Raw genomic sequence first — 16110 nt, forward strand, 5'->3', positions numbered from 1 at the left:
GGGTTTGTTTGAATTCTGCAGGGTTAACCTGACACCAGCCTTAAAGGTCCGGTTTTCATTCGACCACAGTAATATTAAGTTCGGCTTCAAAGCCGTCGCTCTGGCCTGAGGCTGGCGATCGGAGGTTCAGGGTAATGCCCGCACCACTGGCAATGGCTTCCACAATCGCAAGCCCGATGCCGGATCCCACTGTGTTTGTGTCAGAGCGGACAAACCGGTTTCGCAGCAAGGCGAGTTTCTCCGGCGATACAATCTCACCGTGATTAACCACGCGAAGGATACCGTCGCCTGCCAGGCTAATGTTCACAGGTTTATGGTCCGTGCCGTGCCTGAGAGCGTTCTCGGTCAGATTTCTTACCAGGATGGCGAAGGCATCAGGGTCAAGTAACGATGTAACGCCATTGTCAGGCAGGTTGAGCACAATTTGACCGGGCGCCTGGTGCTCATAATCGCTGGCGATCATTCGGAGTATGGGTACAAGGTTGTTAGGGGTTTCTGACAAGGCGCTGCCGCCCTCAGCCTTCGCCAGTTCCAGCAGCTTTTCCGACAGCCTGGAGAGGGTGCGAAGAGACGTTTCAATCTCGCCAGCTTGCGTTTTAACTTTAACGTCCTGTGTTTCAGTCTTTAACCGCTGGAGCTTGGCCAGCGCAGTGGCCAGTGGCGTTCGCAATTCATGGGCGCTGTTGGCAGTAAAACTGCGCTCGGCCTCAAGTGCGCGGCGCAGTCGTTCCAGCAAACGGTTCACTGAGATCATGATGGGTTCAAACTCTTCCGGCAGACGATCGACGGCTACCGGAGAAAGATCGCCACCACCACGAATTTCGATCGATTGTTGTAATAGAACAACCCTGCGAAGAGAGCGTTTTATCACCCACCACACGCCGACCAGGCTGATGGGAATCAGCAGTATGAGTGGCAGAAGTAATGCAAGGCTCGTTTCCAGCACGGCTTCGCGCCTATGACCTAAAGGTTCGGCCACTTCAATGTATAGAGTTTCGCTGATGGCGGGCTCCCCGTATATCCGGTGAGTCGCCGTTTCGGAGAAGCCTTCTCGCGGAATGGCGCCAAAAAATTGGGGATCCGCGTCGTGGGATTGCAGCAGGAGCTTGCCTGACTTATCACGAACTAGATAAGTGAGATACTCGTCATGCTCCTTCAGGGCTAATGCCCGCTCCAAGCCTAGATTCCCTTCCCTGTTCAGTATGTCAGTCACAGCTAACGGCAGAATACGCTGCGCTGTTTCCTCCAACGCACTGTCGAACACCTCGTTCATTTCGTGCCGAGCGACCAAGCCTGACGCAATAACGCCCAACAGCCAGAGCAAGGTCACGCCGATGGTGAGCCAGGTGCCAAGCGTTTTTTGCAAGCTGGTTTTAGTGCTCATCAAGTTCCAACCGGTAACCCATGCCTCTGACGGTCACTATGGCATCTCGCCCCAGTTTTTTGCGTAGCCGGCTGATGTAAACCTCAATGGTATTACTTTCAATTTCGGCCCCGAATTCGTACAGCCGATCTTCAAGCTGAGCCCGCGATAGCAGTATTCCCGGGCGCTGTAGAAAACCCTCGAATAGTGCCCATTCCCGTGCCGTAAGCTCCACCGGCTGACCGTTGCGGCTAATGCGGTGGTCACCAAGATCTATTTCAAGGTTTCCAACACGCACCAGGGGATTTGGATTGCCACGGTAGCGTCGTGCCACGGCGGCCACCCGAGCAGAAAGTTCAGATAAATCAAAAGGTTTCACCAGATAATCGTCGGCCCCGGCATTCAGCCCTGCAATGCGGTCTGACACCTGGTCCCTGGCGGTCAGAATAATCACGGGTGTGGCATCGCCGGTTGCCCGCAGTTTTTTCAAAAAATCAAAACCGTGGCCATCCGGCAGCATCAGGTCGAGCAAAATCAGATTATAAGCGGTGGTTTTCACGCTGGTATCAGCAAAACCCAAGCTCTGCACCCAATCCACGGCATGTCCATCTTCGCTGATCTGATCCCGCACGGCCTCACCCAACCCGGTTGTATCCTCAACCAACAATACCCGCATATTTCACCCTTCGCCTAGTCCTGACTAAAAGATACTACAGCCGCTACCTGACCGCAGCCTGAAACCGCATTGCTACCGTTCAGGCCAGTGTCAGGTTAGAGCCCTAAGATGGTTTAAACGCATTCAACGGGAGACATGCGATGAATATAAAACCCATTGTTATCACATTTTCGTTGCTGCTAATGAGCAGCAACGCCTTGGCTGACGATGATTGCGATGACCCGGTTGCCGGATGGCAGCCCCGGGAGAATCTCCGGAAACAGCTTGAATCGGAAGGTTGGACGGTTTTCCGCATCAAGGTGAATGACGGCTGTTACGAAGTCAAAGGAAGGGATCCAGATGGTCATCGGGTGGAAGCTGAGTACTCGCCGGCGACCTTTGAGCTGATGGAAATGGAGCGGGAGGATGACGACGACGATTACGATGATGATGATGACCATCGTGACAAATCACGGAACTACAGCGAACCGACCAACGAAGAACGGGGGTCGCGTAAGGGCATCGTCAAAGGCCGCCCCAGCGTCACTGTTGAGTAATTAAAGGAGATTGCATCATGAAAAAGATTCTCTTAGCTCTGGGCCTTGCGGCTGCCATGGCAATACCGGCCTACGCACAGGCTCGGGAAGTTACCTTCACCACACAACTGAGCGATTATGGCGGTGACGGAGCTTACCTCGCGCTCTATCTCACCGATGCCGATGGCCAATACCATGGGACTCTCTGGGTTGCCGGTGAGAAGAGTAAATACTACAAGCATTTACGCGACTGGGCCCGGGGAAGTGGCCTGAACCAGGCTGAATACGATGGCCTGACCGGTGCCAGCGTGACCAGCGGGCGCACCCTGAACGTGACGCTGGAACTTGAGGACGCACTGATCGACGCCGGGTACCAGGTTCGTGTGGACACCGCCGTTGAAGATATGCGTGACAACCGTTCAGATGTGGTGGCCCCTCTGACCACTGAAGGTTCTGGTAAGTCGGTTTCTGGCCGTGGCTATGTCCAGTCTTTTGTTTATGAACTCAAGTAACTAACGGGAGCAAGGTTAATGTTACGCAAGCTCCACAGTTGGCCCGGATTGGTCGCAGCCCTGCTTCTGTTGGTGCTGGCGACCTCCGGAGTGGTTTTGTCCGTTGTACCTGCAATCGAACGGGCGGGCTCGACCATCCCGGCGACCGGTGAGCTCAGTGTTGCTGATTTGGCCGAGCGTGTAGTGGCGCATTATCCGGGCACCGAGCAGATCCAGCGCTCTCTCTCAGGTGAAGTCGTCGTCTATTACAGCCATGACCGACAGCCGGGCGCGGATCTGGTTAACCCCCTGACCGGTGAGGGCATTGCCCCCTATCAGCCCTCAGCCTTTTTGCGCTGGGTGAAGAACTTACACCGATCTTTTTTGTTGGATGATGCAGGCCGAATGCTTGCAGGCGGACTGGCTGTGATAATGCTGCTGCTCTGCCTATCCGGCATGTTTCTGCTGGCTCGACGTATGGGAGGCTGGAAGGCAATTTTAAAGCCGATTGCAGGTTCTGGTAGCCCACGGATTCACGCCGAGCTGGCCCGGTTTGCGGTTATTGGTTTGTTACTGTCGGCACTGACAGGTAGCTACATGTCTGCGGTAAGGTTTGGCCTTCTACCGGAGGCTGCCACTGCGGAGCCGTCATTTCCGGCGGAGGTTTCAGGTGGCACACCGTTACCGGTGAGCTCTCTGATCGCGCTAAAAAACGTGGATGCCAACGAGCTGCGTGAGCTGGTGTTCCCTTATCCGGACGATCCCAGTGACGTCTATTCCCTGAACACCACTAAGGGCTCCGGGTTCGTTGATCAGTCAACCGGAGAATTACTGCAATACCAGCCACGTTCTGCCGGTAACCAGTTCCAGCACTGGATGATCCGCTTGCATACGAGTGAAGGCCTGTGGTGGTTAGGCCTGATTCTCGGGATGGCTGCGCTGACCGTGCCGGCACTGTCATTTACTGGCATACAGATCTGGTGGAAGCGACGTTCATCATCCGTGCGTCTTGATGAAGGCGCCAGCATCGAAGCGGCGGATGTAGTAATTCTGGTGGGTTCGGAAGGCAATACCACCTGGGGTTTTGCCAAGGATCTCCAAGGTAAGCTCAGTCAGGCCGGCAAGAAGGTACATTGTGCGCCAATGAATGACCTGGCAGAGCGCTATCCCCAAGCGTCTGTGCTTTTTGTTCTGACATCAACCTACGGTGACGGCGACGCGCCCTCATCCGCCAGTCAGTTCATGACTCGACTTGCACGCTTTCAGGCGCATGACGGATTGGCGTTTGCAGTTCTGGGATTTGGTGACCAACAGTTCCCAAAATTTTGCCAGTTTGCGGTGGATGTGGGTGCTGCCCTAAGTAGCAAAGGCCTGCACCAAATGCATCCCGTTACCCTAATCGATCGCCGTTCCGCACTGCAGTTTCGGGAATGGGGCGAGGCTATCAGCGAGCCCATGGGCATCTCTCTGGCACTGACTCATAATCCTGCGCCCGCCGTCACATCGGAGTTCGAGCTTGTTGAACGTGTTGACTATGGCGTTGCGGTAAACGCGCCTACCAGCATATTACGTTTCAAACCGGTACAAGACCGTAGAAACCTCTGGCAGATGTTGTCTTTCAGAAGCCGGTCACACCGGCCGAGTTTCGAGGCAGGCGACTTGTTTGGCGTTGCGCCACCAGGGGATAACACGGCCCGATTGTATTCGCTGGCGTCTTCTGACTCAGATGGGCAGTTGGAAATCTGCGTGCGAAAACAGACCCATGGCCTGTGTTCAGGTTACCTGCACAGCCTCACACCGGGAGATCAGATTACCGGGTTTATTCAACAAAACCCGGGCTTTCGTCCAGCGGGTGGTGCGACACCCATTATTCTCATTGGTGCCGGCGCGGGCATCGGCCCACTGGCCGGTTTTATCCGAAAAAATACCGATCTGAGCCCAATGTACCTGTATTGGGGCGGACGCAATCCGCAATCGGATTTCCTCTATCAACCGGAGCTTGGCGGTTATCTGAATGACCACCGCCTTACGGGGTTGAATACGGCGTTTTCACGATCGGCAGAAAAAGCCTATGTTCAGGACGCCATCATTGCTGATGAAACCGAGTTGCGACAACTGATTGAGAAAGGTGCCCAGGTGCTGGTATGTGGAGGACGGGGCATGGCCTCTGGTGTAAGCCAAGTATTTGACTCCATTCTCAAGCCATTGCACTTGGATGTAGATGCGTTAAGAACCGAGGGGCGCTACCTGGAGGATGTCTACTAATCGCTGTGCCTGAAGGCTCTACTACCGTACGGCCTAAGAGCGATGTCAAAACGCATGCTAGTATCAAAGGCGAACAAATCGAACAAATCGGACAACTTGGAGGGCGCTATGCAACTCGGAATGATCGGTCTTGGGCGCATGGGTGCGAGTATGACGCGACGCCTGATGGCTCATCAGCATACCTGCGTTGTTCACGACACGCGCCCTGAAGCGGCAGCGCCACTTGGTAAACTAGGTGCGGTAAGCGCGACATCGATCGAAGATCTGGTAATGAAGATGGATCCGCCACGGGCGATCTGGCTGATGTTACCGGCGGCGGTTGTCGACTCTGCCCTCGATGAGTTAACCACGTACTTGGAACCCGGCGATATTGTGATCGACGGCGGCAACTCTTTCTACCGGGACGATATCGTTCGCGCGCGTAAGCTCGCACTCACCGGCATTCATTATGTCGATGTTGGTACGAGTGGCGGTGTCGCCGGCGAAACACGCGGCTATTGCCTGATGATCGGTGGCGATATCAGGATTGTGTCCCACCTAGAACCGCTCTTCTCTGCCCTCGCCCCAGGCGTTGAAGCAGCAGAACGCACACCTGGGCGCCACGGCAAACCCAGCGAGTCCGAGCAGGGTTTTCTGCACTGTGGCGCGAGCGGCGCCGGGCATTTCGTGAAGATGGTACACAATGGGATCGAATACGGAGTGATGGCGGCCTATGCTGAGGGGTTAGACATTCTGCGCCATGCCGATATCGGCCTTCGCCCGAGAATACGCGATGCCGAGACCACACCTCTGCGCGATCCCGAGTTTTACCAATACCAGCTGGATCTACCCGAGATCGCCGAAGTTTGGCGCCGCGGCAGCGTTATCGGCTCCTGGCTACTCGATCTAACCGCCAGTGCGCTGCTGAAAGATCCAACGTTGTCCACCTACGATGGCCGTGTGTCGGATTCGGGTGAAGGCCGCTGGACCATCCAGGCGGCGATTGACGAAGCGGTGCCGGCGCATGTGCTAACAGCCGCGTTGTACGAACGTTTTTCCTCCCGTGGCGAAGCAGACTTTGCCAATCGTGTGCTTTCTGCCATGCGCCATGAGTTCGGTGGTCATATGGAGAAACCGCCAGAGGCGCCGGAATGAATTCGGCGTCGGCAACATCACCTTGAAACTGCGGCTACCGTCTCCGGAACGCTGCTACGGTCGTATGAATAGGGGCCTTGATATACAATGGCCGACCGCCATTTTACCGCTCCCGAGGCCCTTTACTTCATGCCCGAACCCTCTCCTGCCGAGACCACCTATTCACGCAATAAAGTCATCCTGATTATATTTTCCCTCGCCATGGGCGGGTTCGGGATTGGCACCGGTGAGTTCGCCATTATGGGGCTGATGCCAAACGTAGCGCTGGATTTCGGCGTTACCGAGCCCCAGGTTGGGCACCTGATCAGTGCATATGCGTTAGGGGTTGTTGTCGGCGCGCCTGTGCTCGCAATCTTTGGGGCCCAGCTATTTCGCAAACATCTGCTCATTGCGCTGATGGCTTTTTATGCGGTGGGTAATTTCGCAAGCGCCATGGCCGGCAGTTATGAAACGCTGATGATGTCCCGGTTTATTGCCGGCTTACCTCACGGTGCCTACTTCGGTGTTGCCGCCCTGGTAGCCGCATCGCTGGTGCCGCTAAATCAAAGAGCCAAAGCCGTAAGCTATATTATGATGGGCCTCGCACTGGCCTTATTGTTCGGTAACCCACTGGCCACTTTGATGGGGCAACACTTAGAATGGCGATACGCGTTTGGTTTCGTCGCCTGTGTCGCCGCGCTTACCACGGTTCTTATTTTCTTTATTCTGCCCTTAAACCGCGACGAAGTGCGCCACAGCTCTTTGAGCGAATTACGTGCGTTCAATCGACCGGAAATATGGTACCCCTTAGCCATCGGGTCAGTAGGGTTTGCTGGCATGTTCTGCGTATTCAGTTACTTGGCGCCAACACTTCTGAACGTTACTGAGGTAGAGCCGATATGGATTCCTATCGCCTTATTTGTATTTGGCCTGGGCGGCTTTGTCGGCAACATGTTGGGCGGCTGGTTGTTTGATCGTTTTAAATTCAAAAGTGTCGGGCTGATTCTGCTGTGGGCCGCCGTTATGCTGGCACTGTTCCCGCTTGCAACGGGGGCCATCTGGAGCATTCTAATCGCCTGCTTTTTGGTCGCACTCATGGTGGCCATGGGCCCTGCCCTACAGACTCATTTGATGGATGTTGCGCACGGTGCTCAAACCCTGGCGGCGGCCTCTCACCATGCGGCTTTCAATCTTGCCAATGCGATCGGCCCTTGGTTAGGCGGTATGGCCATCAGCGCCGGTATGGGCTGGCACGTTACCGGCTATGTGGGTTCCGCCACGGCAGTGGCAGGCTTAGTTGTCTTCTTTATGGCGCAGAAGCAGCTAAATAACAAAGCTGCTTGTTCCTAACTCCGCTGAACTGAATCACCGCAATTTTGTTCAATACTTCACACTGACGCTATCGCAAACTTCAGCAGGAGCCAATAAACAAAGAGCAAACCATGACAACCTCATTGATCTTACCAATGACAGCATTCGCCCTTGCGGCATCCATCACCCCCGGGCCCGTAAACCTAGTGTGCCTAAGCAGCGGTGCCAACTATCCGCTAGCCAGAGGGCTGATTTTCGCCGCCGGCGCCACTTTGGGCTTCATCGTCCTCTTCGTTACCATAGGCTTGGGACTCTATTCGGTGCTGACGGTTATACCGGGGTTCAACGCAACCTTGCGCTGGGCCGGCGTCGCATTCTTGCTCTATTTGAGTGTTCAGCTGTTTCGCGATGATGGGCATCTGGCAGAACGTGAAACCCACAAAGCACCGGGCTTTATTACCGGCGCGATCATGCAGTGGCTCAACCCCAAAGCCTGGCTGGCATCGGCTTCGGGCATTGGGGCTTACATCAGGGGTAACGATCTACAGGAAGTCTTCATTTTTGCTGCGCTCTATTTACCCATCTGCTGGCTGTCGCTGAGTTGCTGGGTTTACGCGGGCGCTTTTCTGCGTAGGTACATCCAGCGCCCGGTTGTACTGATCATACTAAACCGCGCACTCGCACTGTTACTTGCCGCCAGTTGTGTCTATCTGCTGATTGAGTAAGGACTGTCGATACTGCTTCGGTGTGGCAGCTAGCAATTTCTTGAAGGTGCGTTGAAAATGCGGCTGATCAGCAAATCCGACATTAAGCGCGGTTTCGGCAATTGGCTTGCCATGCTTCAGCTCCTGTTGTCCGCGTTGTATCCGGTAATTGATCAGATACGCATGTGGCGTTAAACCAAAGTGACGTTTGAAGGAGCGGATGAGATGCCCGGGGCTGAAGCCCGAGCGCTCGCACAACGTATCCAAAGACACATCCACAGCTGCATGAGCCCTCAAGTAATCGGCCAGCGCTTGAAAGTTATCGGGCGTTTTCGATACGGGTTCGGACGCTTGGCCTGACAGTTCGTGCATCAAGGCAGTGAGGTACTCCACAACAACCGTTTGTTTTTCTAGCAGCTCTCGATTCGAATCCAGCAGGCATTCCGCCATCCGACAATAACCTGTATACCACTTGTGATCAGAGATGATGGCTGTCGAGATATCCTGCCAACAAGGTGTGCCCAGGAGCCCAGACTCATATCGCAACTTGGTTAACCAGTCCGTGTCGATATACAGCATCAGGTAGCCCCAAGGCTGATTATCGATCGGGTTACAGGCGTGAACCCAATTTGGGTTGATAACTACCAAGGCCCCTGCACTGACCTCAAACTGATCACTTCGATAGAGGAACGTGCTCTTTCCCTCGGTTATGGCACCCAAGGACCATTGGGTATGACTGTGTGGGGCGTAGCAGACCTTTCGCCCGTCCCCGACCTTTCGTAGCTCCACATAGGGCATGCGTAAATCGCGCCAGAACATAGGTTTGCTTGGATCGTTCATCACCTGCTGACACTCTGGTTGTTTGCTTAATGCTAACGGGTTTGACTCGGTTTTCTGTCTTTTCGATTTCTTCGCGTGCCGCTTCACGTAAGGGCCCAACTTTACCGTAAAGTCTCAGGCGATTGGCCAGTGAGAAAATTGCCCGGCAGCAGCTGGTTATGCAATGTGCTGGCTAAATGAGCTCTGAATCTCGCAAGCTGATGCGGATTTATTAAGATCCTTAAACCAAGACCAAAGTTCAGGAGCTTTCCTGGCTTCTTGCGCGAAACATGCATCACAAAAAAAGACAAACGCCAAAATCCACTTTTCACAAAAATTCCTTCTCTTGAGCATTATTCCCAAAGCGCAGCCTCTGAGGCCAGCTTGGGATGAGTGGCCTGCGTCAAGGATAATAGCAAGCAGCTAGTCTTTTTTGTCTATCGTTATCTCAATAGATTTACTATCACCAGCAAACCATTTCTGAACATACAAAGTACCCACGATAGGAGCAGTTCCTTCATCAGGGATCTCCTTATAGCGAACACTGTTTTTTGTGTCTTTCTCGTATTCAAACATTACTACTTTCTTCGTCATGAAATTTTCCCCAAAACTAACGTCGAAAACCTAGGTTGCCAAGGCTCGCATATGCGTATGGTTGACTGCCCTATTATGCGGATTCGATATCTCCAGCACGACTTTTACGATAGATCCGAACGTCCCAGTCACGATATTTCGCATAGGCATCAATTTTAAGCCCGACCTTCTCAGCCACACGGGCAGAGGCTAAACGACGCGCAGCAACATCATTCAATGTGAACTCCCGCAACAATAATCTTGATGTTTCAGCTATGATCATGCCTCTGTCCTTGATGCATCTTTAAATCTTTGCACCGTCCAAGTCATCGACCTCAATCCACAGATCAGGCACGGAGGTTCCGGAGCCTCCTTCCGAAGCGACGCTGCAAACGCTCTGACTTTAGTAATAACTTGCTCAACACGCTGAGGTGCCTTTACGTCATCGGTGGTCTTTTGAAGCGTGCTGCCTGCTTAACAAAACCACCACGCGCGGTTAACGGATGAAGGCGAAGCCGTAACGAAAAGGTGTCGCCGTGTTTGGCATTGTTATAGGAAGCCTTACCCTCTTCCCCATTTCCTGATCTGATCGATTGTAGAAGTAGCTCCGCCACATACAACTACCAAAATATTACTAAAATCTTTGAGTTCTGGTGCATTTTCATACGCTACTGCTAGGCTCGCACCACAGGCTGGTTCTACCAATATGCGATGGTCGTCAAGAAAACGTTCGCAAGCAGTCAGTGCACTTTGATCTGAGACCACGACGCTCTGGATCGGATGGTTTTTAGACCACTGAAAAGCTTTCTCGCAAACACGCTTGGCACCAAGCGAGGTGGCGATGCTTGTTATCTGCTCCAGCTCAATGGTATGACCCGCTTTTACGGCTGCATGAAATGATGCAGCACCCGTAGTTTCTACGGCAAAAACAGGAACATCATTCCATCCATTTCGATGTAGCCCTTCAACGACGCCTGACATAAGCCCACCGCCTCCAACGGAGAGTATGACAGCGTCGGGTTTAAGGCCGAAGCGAAAAACTTCGTCAATTAATGTGGCGTGGCCTTGCCAAAGCAGTGGGTCATCAAAGGGATGGAGAAATGCATCCGATTCACCGATCAACGATTGCGCAAAAGCGTTGGCTTCTTGCCAAGAAGCGCCATGCACGATGACCTTCGCATTCTCCAGATGCAGGAGCGCTTTAGCTCTTTCAGTGGTAGTTTCAGGCACCACAACCGTAACCGGAACACCTAGACGACGACCAGCGTACGCGACAGCCAGGCCAGCGTTTCCTCCAGAGGAGGAAACGAACCTACGGGCACCCCGAGCGATATAGGTCTCACACGCATAACCGATGCCCCGGATCTTAAACGAACCAGGTGGTTGCAGTGCGTCAAGTTTAAGCCACACCGAACGCCCTGTGATGGCGCTCATTGCACGGGATTCAACAAGCGGAGTTTCAATGTGTAGTGTCATAAGTACCTGTAACGTCTGCATTTACGGCTGGTTTGGAGCGCAGCGGAAATAACATCGACAATATATTTCCACGTATTATTATTTTCTTTGTTTTTTGAAAAATTTTAGCTATTTCAAGGCCGAGCGGCCTTTATCATTAATTTAACTGGCTGGGCTTCCGCGCCAACATGGTCGCAAATTGTAATTGCGCGCCGTTATGCATCGTACCTACGTCTTCGTTGTACTTAATCAGTTCCCAACCCTCATAATCTTCACGCAACTGCCCTGCGTTTAAGGTAAATGGAAAACTAACTGGGCAAGGGTATTGCTCAGTACTCATGGCGCAAACAATCAGGTTATAGCCACCAGGTAAAGTACGCTCTTGTATGTTGGCAATAACAGCATCAACACGAGCTGGGCCAAGAAACATTAGGGTTACCGTGCAGGCAATAAAGCCATAATTCACACCAAGGCTCGCATGATTAATGTCGTACACTTCGGCCTTGATATTTGTCATCCCCTCTTCATTAATAATGTTTTCCAGCATATTAATGGCACTGGGATTAGCGTCTATCGCGGTAACGTTGAATCCGAGCTGGCCGAGGTACACAGCATTACGCCCGTTCGAACAACCCATATCTAACGTATCGCACGGCTCAATAATTTGGCAGGCCTCTACCACTTCACTATGCGCAGGATTTAAGCCGTAACGGCTATTGAGATCAACTGTCATGGTAACCACTTAAATTTTGAAATGAGGGCTATCATCTTAACTACTAATGGCGGCCGACTAAAGAGGCTAAGAAGGCTTAGGTGATTAGTGCTAAGAAGGAAAAACCACCACGTCATCCCCCTCTTGCCAAGGCTGAAACTTGGTCATGGCTTTCAGAAAGAATGAGTGCTCCAACCAGTGTTTTAGCCACTGCTGCAGGTTCGGGTAAGGTAGGGTGTAAAACACATCGCGATCCACATGGGCGAATTGGCGTACAAACGGCACGATGCCAATATCGGCAATGGTTGCGCTATCCGCCAGTAGGAAAGGGCTTTTGGTCAGCAAGTCCTCTAAAACCTGTAAAAAGGCTTCACCCCGTTGCCGATACTCTGACTGGGTCATTTCGAGATGACGGTCGGCGTATTTATAGCGATCCAGCCAATGTTTAAATTCGTTGTCGTTTTGCTCGATCAGAGCATAGGCCTGATGCAAAACCTTTGCATCCAACAGCCCTTGCGGATCTTGTTGCTCAAGCGCCCACACCATTATCTCCCGGCTCTCTTCAATCACAACACCATCAAAAAGTTGCAAAACAGGCACGGTGCCTTTCGGGCTAATCGCTAGCATTTGGGCTGGTTTGTTTTTCAGGATTATCTCCCGCAGCTCCACCTGCAACTCGGCAAACAAAAGGCCGAGACGGGCGCGCATGGCATAGGGACAGCGACGAAAAGAGTACAGACGATGAAGTGAAGAAGTCATGGGTATTTTTCGCAGTTGAATCGAGATCAGTGCCCTGACAAGGGCACCCAGTGGACGGCCTTCAGGCCGGGAACGAACTCGGATGGCTTGTTAAATGCCATAAGCCCGCTCAACCTTTGCAACCCGGACTTTGAATTCAGAGTACCAGGCTTTATGTCCAAGGCGCTGGGCTTCAAGATGCTCTGCGTTTTGCTTCCAACTTTTGATGGATTCCTCGCTGACCCAGTACGAGACAGTAATACCGACATCCTCGCGGGCTGACTCTATACCAAGAAACCCTTCTTGTTGTGCAGCCAGCTCCAGCATTCTGTCAGCCATTGCACCGTAGCCATGATCACCTTCAGTGCGAGTTGAGCTGAAAATCACTGCGTAATATGGAGGACTTGGAGTTTTAGCGATCCCTGACATAACTTCCTCTTGGAATTTAACTCTGAGGTAACCGGCGTGAGCGCCAGCGGAGGGAACCAAAAGCGGCACGCTTTTGGCGTCCGGTTGACCATCTTGTGTACGCCCAGCATGGGCATGAGCTAATGGGGTGAAAGTCCCCTGTGGAAAGATCACCGTTCAGCCGGTTTTACCGATTGAACGCTAACCACTAGCGAATGGCAAGGGCCAACCCGCGAGGCGCGGTCTGGAGGAAGCCGCTAGCAAAGCTGCGAGCTGATGAACAAGAACATCATATGAGGCGTAGGCCGGAGGCGAGTTGGCACAAGACGACGAAGCCACGTGATCTGACGGCCACCGTAAATGATGCAGTTGTGCAGTGAAAGTTCATGTTCTTATCTGGGGCGGTCCGACGCATCGGGATCTGCTCAACGAGCGATCGGTCAATTACCAGTCAGGACACTGGTCGATCAAGCCTGGGCGCACCCGTTGCCATCGGCGGTTGCGAGCGAACGAGGTGGACACCGATAGCGCCGATGGGGGCAATCCCGCCGGTGATTGAGCAGAAGTCAGCAGACGGCATAGTAGCCAAACGCCCATCGTAATGGTTGGGACACGGTGAAGGCCTGAACACTTAGTTGAATAAAGGAGGAGCCATGACAGACTTGAACACACGAACACCGTCCGGTGATGACGTGATTCAGCGTATGGATATGAAGCCAGCCTTTAGCGAAGATCTACTCGGACAAGCGTTGCAACCTGAAAACCTTCAGGCGGCATGGAAACGCGTTCGAGCCAATAAAGGGGCGGCTGGCATCGACGGGATGACCGTTGATGAGTTCCCCTCTTGGGCAAGGTGTGGCCGTTGGAAAGAGGTCGTTGAGGAACTGGAAACAGGTCTCTATTATCCCTTTCCGGTCAGACGTGTTGAAATAGATAAACCTGATGGCGGCAAACGCCAATTAGGGATACCCACGGTCACTGATCGTGTTATTCAGCAAGCCATTGCCCAAATACTAACTCCCATCTTCGATCCAGACTTCTCGAACAATAGCTTCGGGTTCCGTCCAAATCGTAATGGGCAGCAAGCGGTTAAGCAGGTTCAAGGCATCATCAAAACGGGTCGCCGTTTTTCTGTTGATGTTGATCTGTCTAAGTTCTTTGATCGAGTTAACCATGATTTACTGATGACGTACCTTGGCTACAAAGTGAAGGATAAACGGCTTCTTAAATTGATTAAGCGTTATCTCCGAGCTGGGGTTATCGATAACCAGCTCTATAGTGAAAGTCATGAGGGTGTTCCTCAAGGCGCATTATGTGAAGCTTTACATAACCCACCTTATGTGAAGTAAATGATTATGCAAAGTAAATCGTCATGATGGCCCAAACAAGGAAGGCCCGACCTGGATTACTTTGCATAATATTTTCAGAATCCGTACTACCTCACAGGCTGTTTAACCAAATTAGCAAGTTTTCATCTTGGTTCAACGGCGGCATTTCAGGTGCAATGAGTTCCGGATAAGCGTTTTCTAGTGCTGTGTGTTTTAATTCCGTATCCGCGCGGGCATAAATTTCTGTTGTGGCAATATCCGCATGTCCCAACAGATCCAGGATATAAATCAGATTAACACCAGCTTGTAACAGCGTTATGTAAAGTAGAAATGTATCAAGTGTCGAGTTTACGAGGGTTTTCAGCGATTACTTTGCATAATCCCTTACTTCACATAAGGTGGGCCTCTTTCGCCACTATTGGCGAACATCATGCTCGACCCACTAGACAAAGAACTTGAGAAGCGAGGCCACAAATTCGCCCGATACGCAGACGACCTTACGATTTTAGTGAAGAGTAAGCGTGCAGGCGAACGTGTACTTCATAGTATCAGTAAATACCTGCAACGCCGTTTGAAATTGATCGTTAACACGATCAAAAGCCGCGTCGTTAAAACCAATGATAGTAAGTTCCTGGGATTCACTTTCCGATCAGGGAACATTCATTGGCACCCGAATACGTTGAATAATTTCAAACAACAAGTTCGGAAACTAACGAATCGCAACTGGGGTGTATCAATGCGATACCAACTCTTCAAGCTGAGCCAGTACTTACGTGGCTGGATCAATTATTTTGGTATCGCCAAAGGCTATCAACTCTGTGTCGATCTAGATCAATGGATTCGGCGCAGGGTCAGAATGGCTTACTGGCGACAGTGGCGCAAGCCACGAACCAAGGTAAGAAACTTGATGAGACGAGGTGTGCATGTGCAGTCAGCAGTTGTGTGTGGCATTACCAGCAAAGGGCCATGGCGTAGCGCTAAAACTCCAGGGATCAATCAAGCATTATCTTTAAAGTATTTGAAATCTGAGGGGTTTTATTCGTTGCGTGATGGTTGGATCAAGCTTCACTATCCTAAGTGAAACGCCCTGTGCGGACCCGCATTCAGGGTGTTGTGGGGGCTGAGGGTTAGATACCCTCGGCTACCCGATTAGGCATTTTTCCATTTGGGTAAACAACAATTTATCTAGACAGCTGTAGCTAACTTTCTCTTCTTGAATGACTCCACTACCCGAGAGTGCCACTCACTAATAACTTGCGTAGTGGGCGCATTTTTATTAACACATTTTTCAAGCGTACCTCGTGGTTGAGGTAATGATTTTTCTTCTAATTCCCAATCTAATATACGAATTGGTCTACGATGCTCAATCCACCCTGTATCCGTAGAATCGTTATCTACATGGTATGCGCCACCAATGACTTGTACTAACGCAATCAATTTAGCGCCATTTTTAATGGCTACCACATCATTCACTTTCATTTCGGTTTGAAATTCCGCTATCACTGCTTGACCTTTATTCCAGTCACCTAATCCGATTATTCTTTTATGTTCAAGAATTGAAAATACGTGCTCGTCAGCGAAAGATTTGTCATCAGGGTGCATTTGCATGTGCCAGTAGGTCATATTTATTGTTACCTTA

The 16110-nt window shown here is 51.8% G+C and carries 18 protein-coding genes and 2 pseudogenes; 9 read left to right on the forward strand and 11 right to left on the reverse strand.

Annotation, left to right across the window (positions count from 1 at the left end; all coding sequences use genetic code 11):
* Positions 1-55: 55 nt before the first annotated feature.
* Together CPH80_RS05340 and CPH80_RS05345 are read right to left on the reverse strand one after the other, a co-directional pair.
* Entirely contained in the window at positions 56-1384 is a 1329-nt protein-coding gene (locus tag CPH80_RS05340) for an ATP-binding protein (protein WP_096275945.1), read from the reverse strand.
* The gene (locus CPH80_RS05345) at positions 1374-2039 is read right to left on the reverse strand and encodes a response regulator transcription factor (protein WP_096275946.1); all 666 of its coding nucleotides are present in this window, start codon (positions 2037-2039) and stop codon (positions 1374-1376) included. Before CPH80_RS05345 ends, CPH80_RS05340 begins: the two co-directional genes overlap by 11 nt.
* 140 nt (positions 2040-2179) lie before the next feature.
* On the opposite strand from CPH80_RS05345, the gene CPH80_RS05350 reads away from it, so the two are divergent.
* The 6 genes from CPH80_RS05350 (at position 2180) to CPH80_RS05375 (ending at position 8459) form a co-directional block, all read left to right on the forward strand.
* Positions 2180-2575, forward strand: a complete 396-nt coding sequence (locus CPH80_RS05350) for a PepSY domain-containing protein (RefSeq protein WP_096275947.1) — start codon at positions 2180-2182, stop codon at positions 2573-2575.
* Between the two features lie 17 nt (positions 2576-2592).
* On the forward strand, positions 2593-3066 hold the full coding sequence (locus tag CPH80_RS05355) for a DUF2271 domain-containing protein (RefSeq protein WP_096275948.1): 474 nt from the start codon (positions 2593-2595) through the stop codon (positions 3064-3066).
* Positions 3067-3084: 18 nt separating this feature from the next.
* A complete protein-coding gene (locus tag CPH80_RS05360) occupies positions 3085-5310 on the forward strand; it encodes a PepSY domain-containing protein (RefSeq protein ID WP_096275949.1) in 2226 nt (741 codons plus the stop codon).
* 108 nt (positions 5311-5418) lie between these two features.
* Positions 5419-6444 carry a phosphogluconate dehydrogenase (NAD(+)-dependent, decarboxylating) gene (gene gnd, locus CPH80_RS05365; RefSeq protein ID WP_096275950.1) on the forward strand — a complete coding sequence of 342 codons (1026 nt, stop codon included), beginning with the start codon at positions 5419-5421 and terminating at the stop codon, positions 6442-6444.
* 129 nt (positions 6445-6573) lie between these two features.
* A complete protein-coding gene (locus CPH80_RS05370) occupies positions 6574-7773 on the forward strand; it encodes an MFS transporter (RefSeq protein WP_227520450.1) in 1200 nt (399 codons plus the stop codon).
* A gap of 92 nt (positions 7774-7865) precedes the next feature.
* A complete protein-coding gene (locus CPH80_RS05375) occupies positions 7866-8459 on the forward strand; it encodes a LysE family translocator (RefSeq protein ID WP_096275951.1) in 594 nt (197 codons plus the stop codon).
* Here CPH80_RS05375 and CPH80_RS05380 read toward each other — a convergent pair.
* The 8 genes and pseudogenes from CPH80_RS05380 to CPH80_RS05410 form a co-directional block, all read right to left on the reverse strand.
* Positions 8421-9278, reverse strand: a complete 858-nt coding sequence (locus CPH80_RS05380) for an AraC family transcriptional regulator (RefSeq protein WP_096275952.1) — start codon at positions 9276-9278, stop codon at positions 8421-8423. The genes CPH80_RS05375 and CPH80_RS05380 overlap by 39 nt on opposite strands.
* A gap of 402 nt (positions 9279-9680) precedes the next feature.
* Positions 9681-9851: a hypothetical protein gene (locus CPH80_RS21840; RefSeq protein ID WP_172898586.1), complete on the reverse strand. Its 171-nt coding sequence runs from the start codon at positions 9849-9851 to the stop codon at positions 9681-9683.
* A gap of 73 nt (positions 9852-9924) precedes the next feature.
* A complete protein-coding gene (locus CPH80_RS05390) occupies positions 9925-10113 on the reverse strand; it encodes a hypothetical protein (RefSeq protein WP_096275954.1) in 189 nt (62 codons plus the stop codon).
* A gap of 104 nt (positions 10114-10217) precedes the next feature.
* Positions 10218-10330: pseudogene (locus tag CPH80_RS22305) on the reverse strand (chorismate mutase); the annotation flags it as partial.
* Positions 10331-10391: 61 nt separating this feature from the next.
* A complete protein-coding gene (locus CPH80_RS05395; RefSeq protein ID WP_096275955.1) occupies positions 10392-11306 on the reverse strand; it encodes a pyridoxal-phosphate dependent enzyme in 915 nt (304 codons plus the stop codon).
* Positions 11307-11442: 136 nt separating this feature from the next.
* Positions 11443-12018: a tellurite resistance methyltransferase TehB gene (gene tehB, locus CPH80_RS05400; protein ID WP_096275956.1), complete on the reverse strand. Its 576-nt coding sequence runs from the start codon at positions 12016-12018 to the stop codon at positions 11443-11445.
* A 90-nt stretch (positions 12019-12108) separates the two neighbouring features.
* Complete coding sequence (locus tag CPH80_RS05405) at positions 12109-12756, reverse strand: glutathione S-transferase (protein ID WP_096275957.1); 648 nt, start codon at positions 12754-12756, stop codon at positions 12109-12111.
* A gap of 90 nt (positions 12757-12846) precedes the next feature.
* Positions 12847-13164 (reverse strand): antibiotic biosynthesis monooxygenase family protein, encoded by a 318-nt coding sequence (locus tag CPH80_RS05410; protein WP_096275958.1) that lies wholly within the window; start codon positions 13162-13164, stop codon positions 12847-12849.
* Between the two features lie 632 nt (positions 13165-13796).
* Between CPH80_RS05410 and CPH80_RS05415 the strand changes: the two genes are divergently transcribed.
* The 3 genes and pseudogenes from CPH80_RS05415 (at position 13797) to CPH80_RS22915 (ending at position 15552) form a co-directional block, all read left to right on the forward strand.
* Positions 13797-14492 carry a reverse transcriptase domain-containing protein gene (locus CPH80_RS05415; RefSeq protein ID WP_227520367.1) on the forward strand — a complete coding sequence of 232 codons (696 nt, stop codon included), beginning with the start codon at positions 13797-13799 and terminating at the stop codon, positions 14490-14492.
* Positions 14493-14880: 388 nt separating this feature from the next.
* Positions 14881-15105: pseudogene (locus tag CPH80_RS22910) on the forward strand (reverse transcriptase domain-containing protein); the annotation flags it as partial.
* Positions 15106-15150: 45 nt separating this feature from the next.
* Complete coding sequence (locus CPH80_RS22915; protein ID WP_264754830.1) at positions 15151-15552, forward strand: group II intron maturase-specific domain-containing protein; 402 nt, start codon at positions 15151-15153, stop codon at positions 15550-15552.
* A 104-nt stretch (positions 15553-15656) separates the two neighbouring features.
* Here CPH80_RS22915 and CPH80_RS05430 read toward each other — a convergent pair whose 3' ends face one another.
* The gene (locus tag CPH80_RS05430; RefSeq protein ID WP_096275960.1) at positions 15657-16094 is read right to left on the reverse strand and encodes a pyruvate kinase; all 438 of its coding nucleotides are present in this window, start codon (positions 16092-16094) and stop codon (positions 15657-15659) included.
* Between the last annotated feature and the right edge of the window lie 16 nt (positions 16095-16110).

The sequence above is a fragment of the Marinobacter sp. LV10R510-11A genome (assembly GCF_900215155.1).
In the GTDB taxonomy this organism is placed as follows: Bacteria; Pseudomonadota; Gammaproteobacteria; order Pseudomonadales; family Oleiphilaceae; genus Marinobacter.

Bases quoted from the DNA above. Each gene is read 5' to 3' on its own strand.
- CPH80_RS05340 (WP_096275945.1), bottom strand. From the start codon at position 1,384: ATGAGCACTAAAACCAGCTTGCAAAAAACGCTTGGCACCTGGCTCACC.
- CPH80_RS05345 (WP_096275946.1), bottom strand. From the start codon at position 2,039: ATGCGGGTATTGTTGGTTGAGGATACAACCGGGTTGGGTGAGGCCGTG.
- CPH80_RS05350 (WP_096275947.1), top strand. From the start codon at position 2,180: ATGAATATAAAACCCATTGTTATCACATTTTCGTTGCTGCTAATGAGC.
- CPH80_RS05355 (WP_096275948.1), top strand. From the start codon at position 2,593: ATGAAAAAGATTCTCTTAGCTCTGGGCCTTGCGGCTGCCATGGCAATA.
- CPH80_RS05360 (WP_096275949.1), top strand. From the start codon at position 3,085: ATGTTACGCAAGCTCCACAGTTGGCCCGGATTGGTCGCAGCCCTGCTT.
- gnd (WP_096275950.1), top strand. From the start codon at position 5,419: ATGCAACTCGGAATGATCGGTCTTGGGCGCATGGGTGCGAGTATGACG.
- CPH80_RS05370 (WP_227520450.1), top strand. From the start codon at position 6,574: ATGCCCGAACCCTCTCCTGCCGAGACCACCTATTCACGCAATAAAGTC.
- CPH80_RS05375 (WP_096275951.1), top strand. From the start codon at position 7,866: ATGACAACCTCATTGATCTTACCAATGACAGCATTCGCCCTTGCGGCA.
- CPH80_RS05380 (WP_096275952.1), bottom strand. From the start codon at position 9,278: ATGAACGATCCAAGCAAACCTATGTTCTGGCGCGATTTACGCATGCCC.
- CPH80_RS21840 (WP_172898586.1), bottom strand. From the start codon at position 9,851: ATGACGAAGAAAGTAGTAATGTTTGAATACGAGAAAGACACAAAAAAC.
- CPH80_RS05390 (WP_096275954.1), bottom strand. From the start codon at position 10,113: ATGATCATAGCTGAAACATCAAGATTATTGTTGCGGGAGTTCACATTG.
- CPH80_RS05395 (WP_096275955.1), bottom strand. From the start codon at position 11,306: ATGACACTACACATTGAAACTCCGCTTGTTGAATCCCGTGCAATGAGC.
- tehB (WP_096275956.1), bottom strand. From the start codon at position 12,018: ATGACAGTTGATCTCAATAGCCGTTACGGCTTAAATCCTGCGCATAGT.
- CPH80_RS05405 (WP_096275957.1), bottom strand. From the start codon at position 12,756: ATGACTTCTTCACTTCATCGTCTGTACTCTTTTCGTCGCTGTCCCTAT.
- CPH80_RS05410 (WP_096275958.1), bottom strand. From the start codon at position 13,164: ATGTCAGGGATCGCTAAAACTCCAAGTCCTCCATATTACGCAGTGATT.
- CPH80_RS05415 (WP_227520367.1), top strand. From the start codon at position 13,797: ATGACAGACTTGAACACACGAACACCGTCCGGTGATGACGTGATTCAG.
- CPH80_RS05430 (WP_096275960.1), bottom strand. From the start codon at position 16,094: ATGACCTACTGGCACATGCAAATGCACCCTGATGACAAATCTTTCGCT.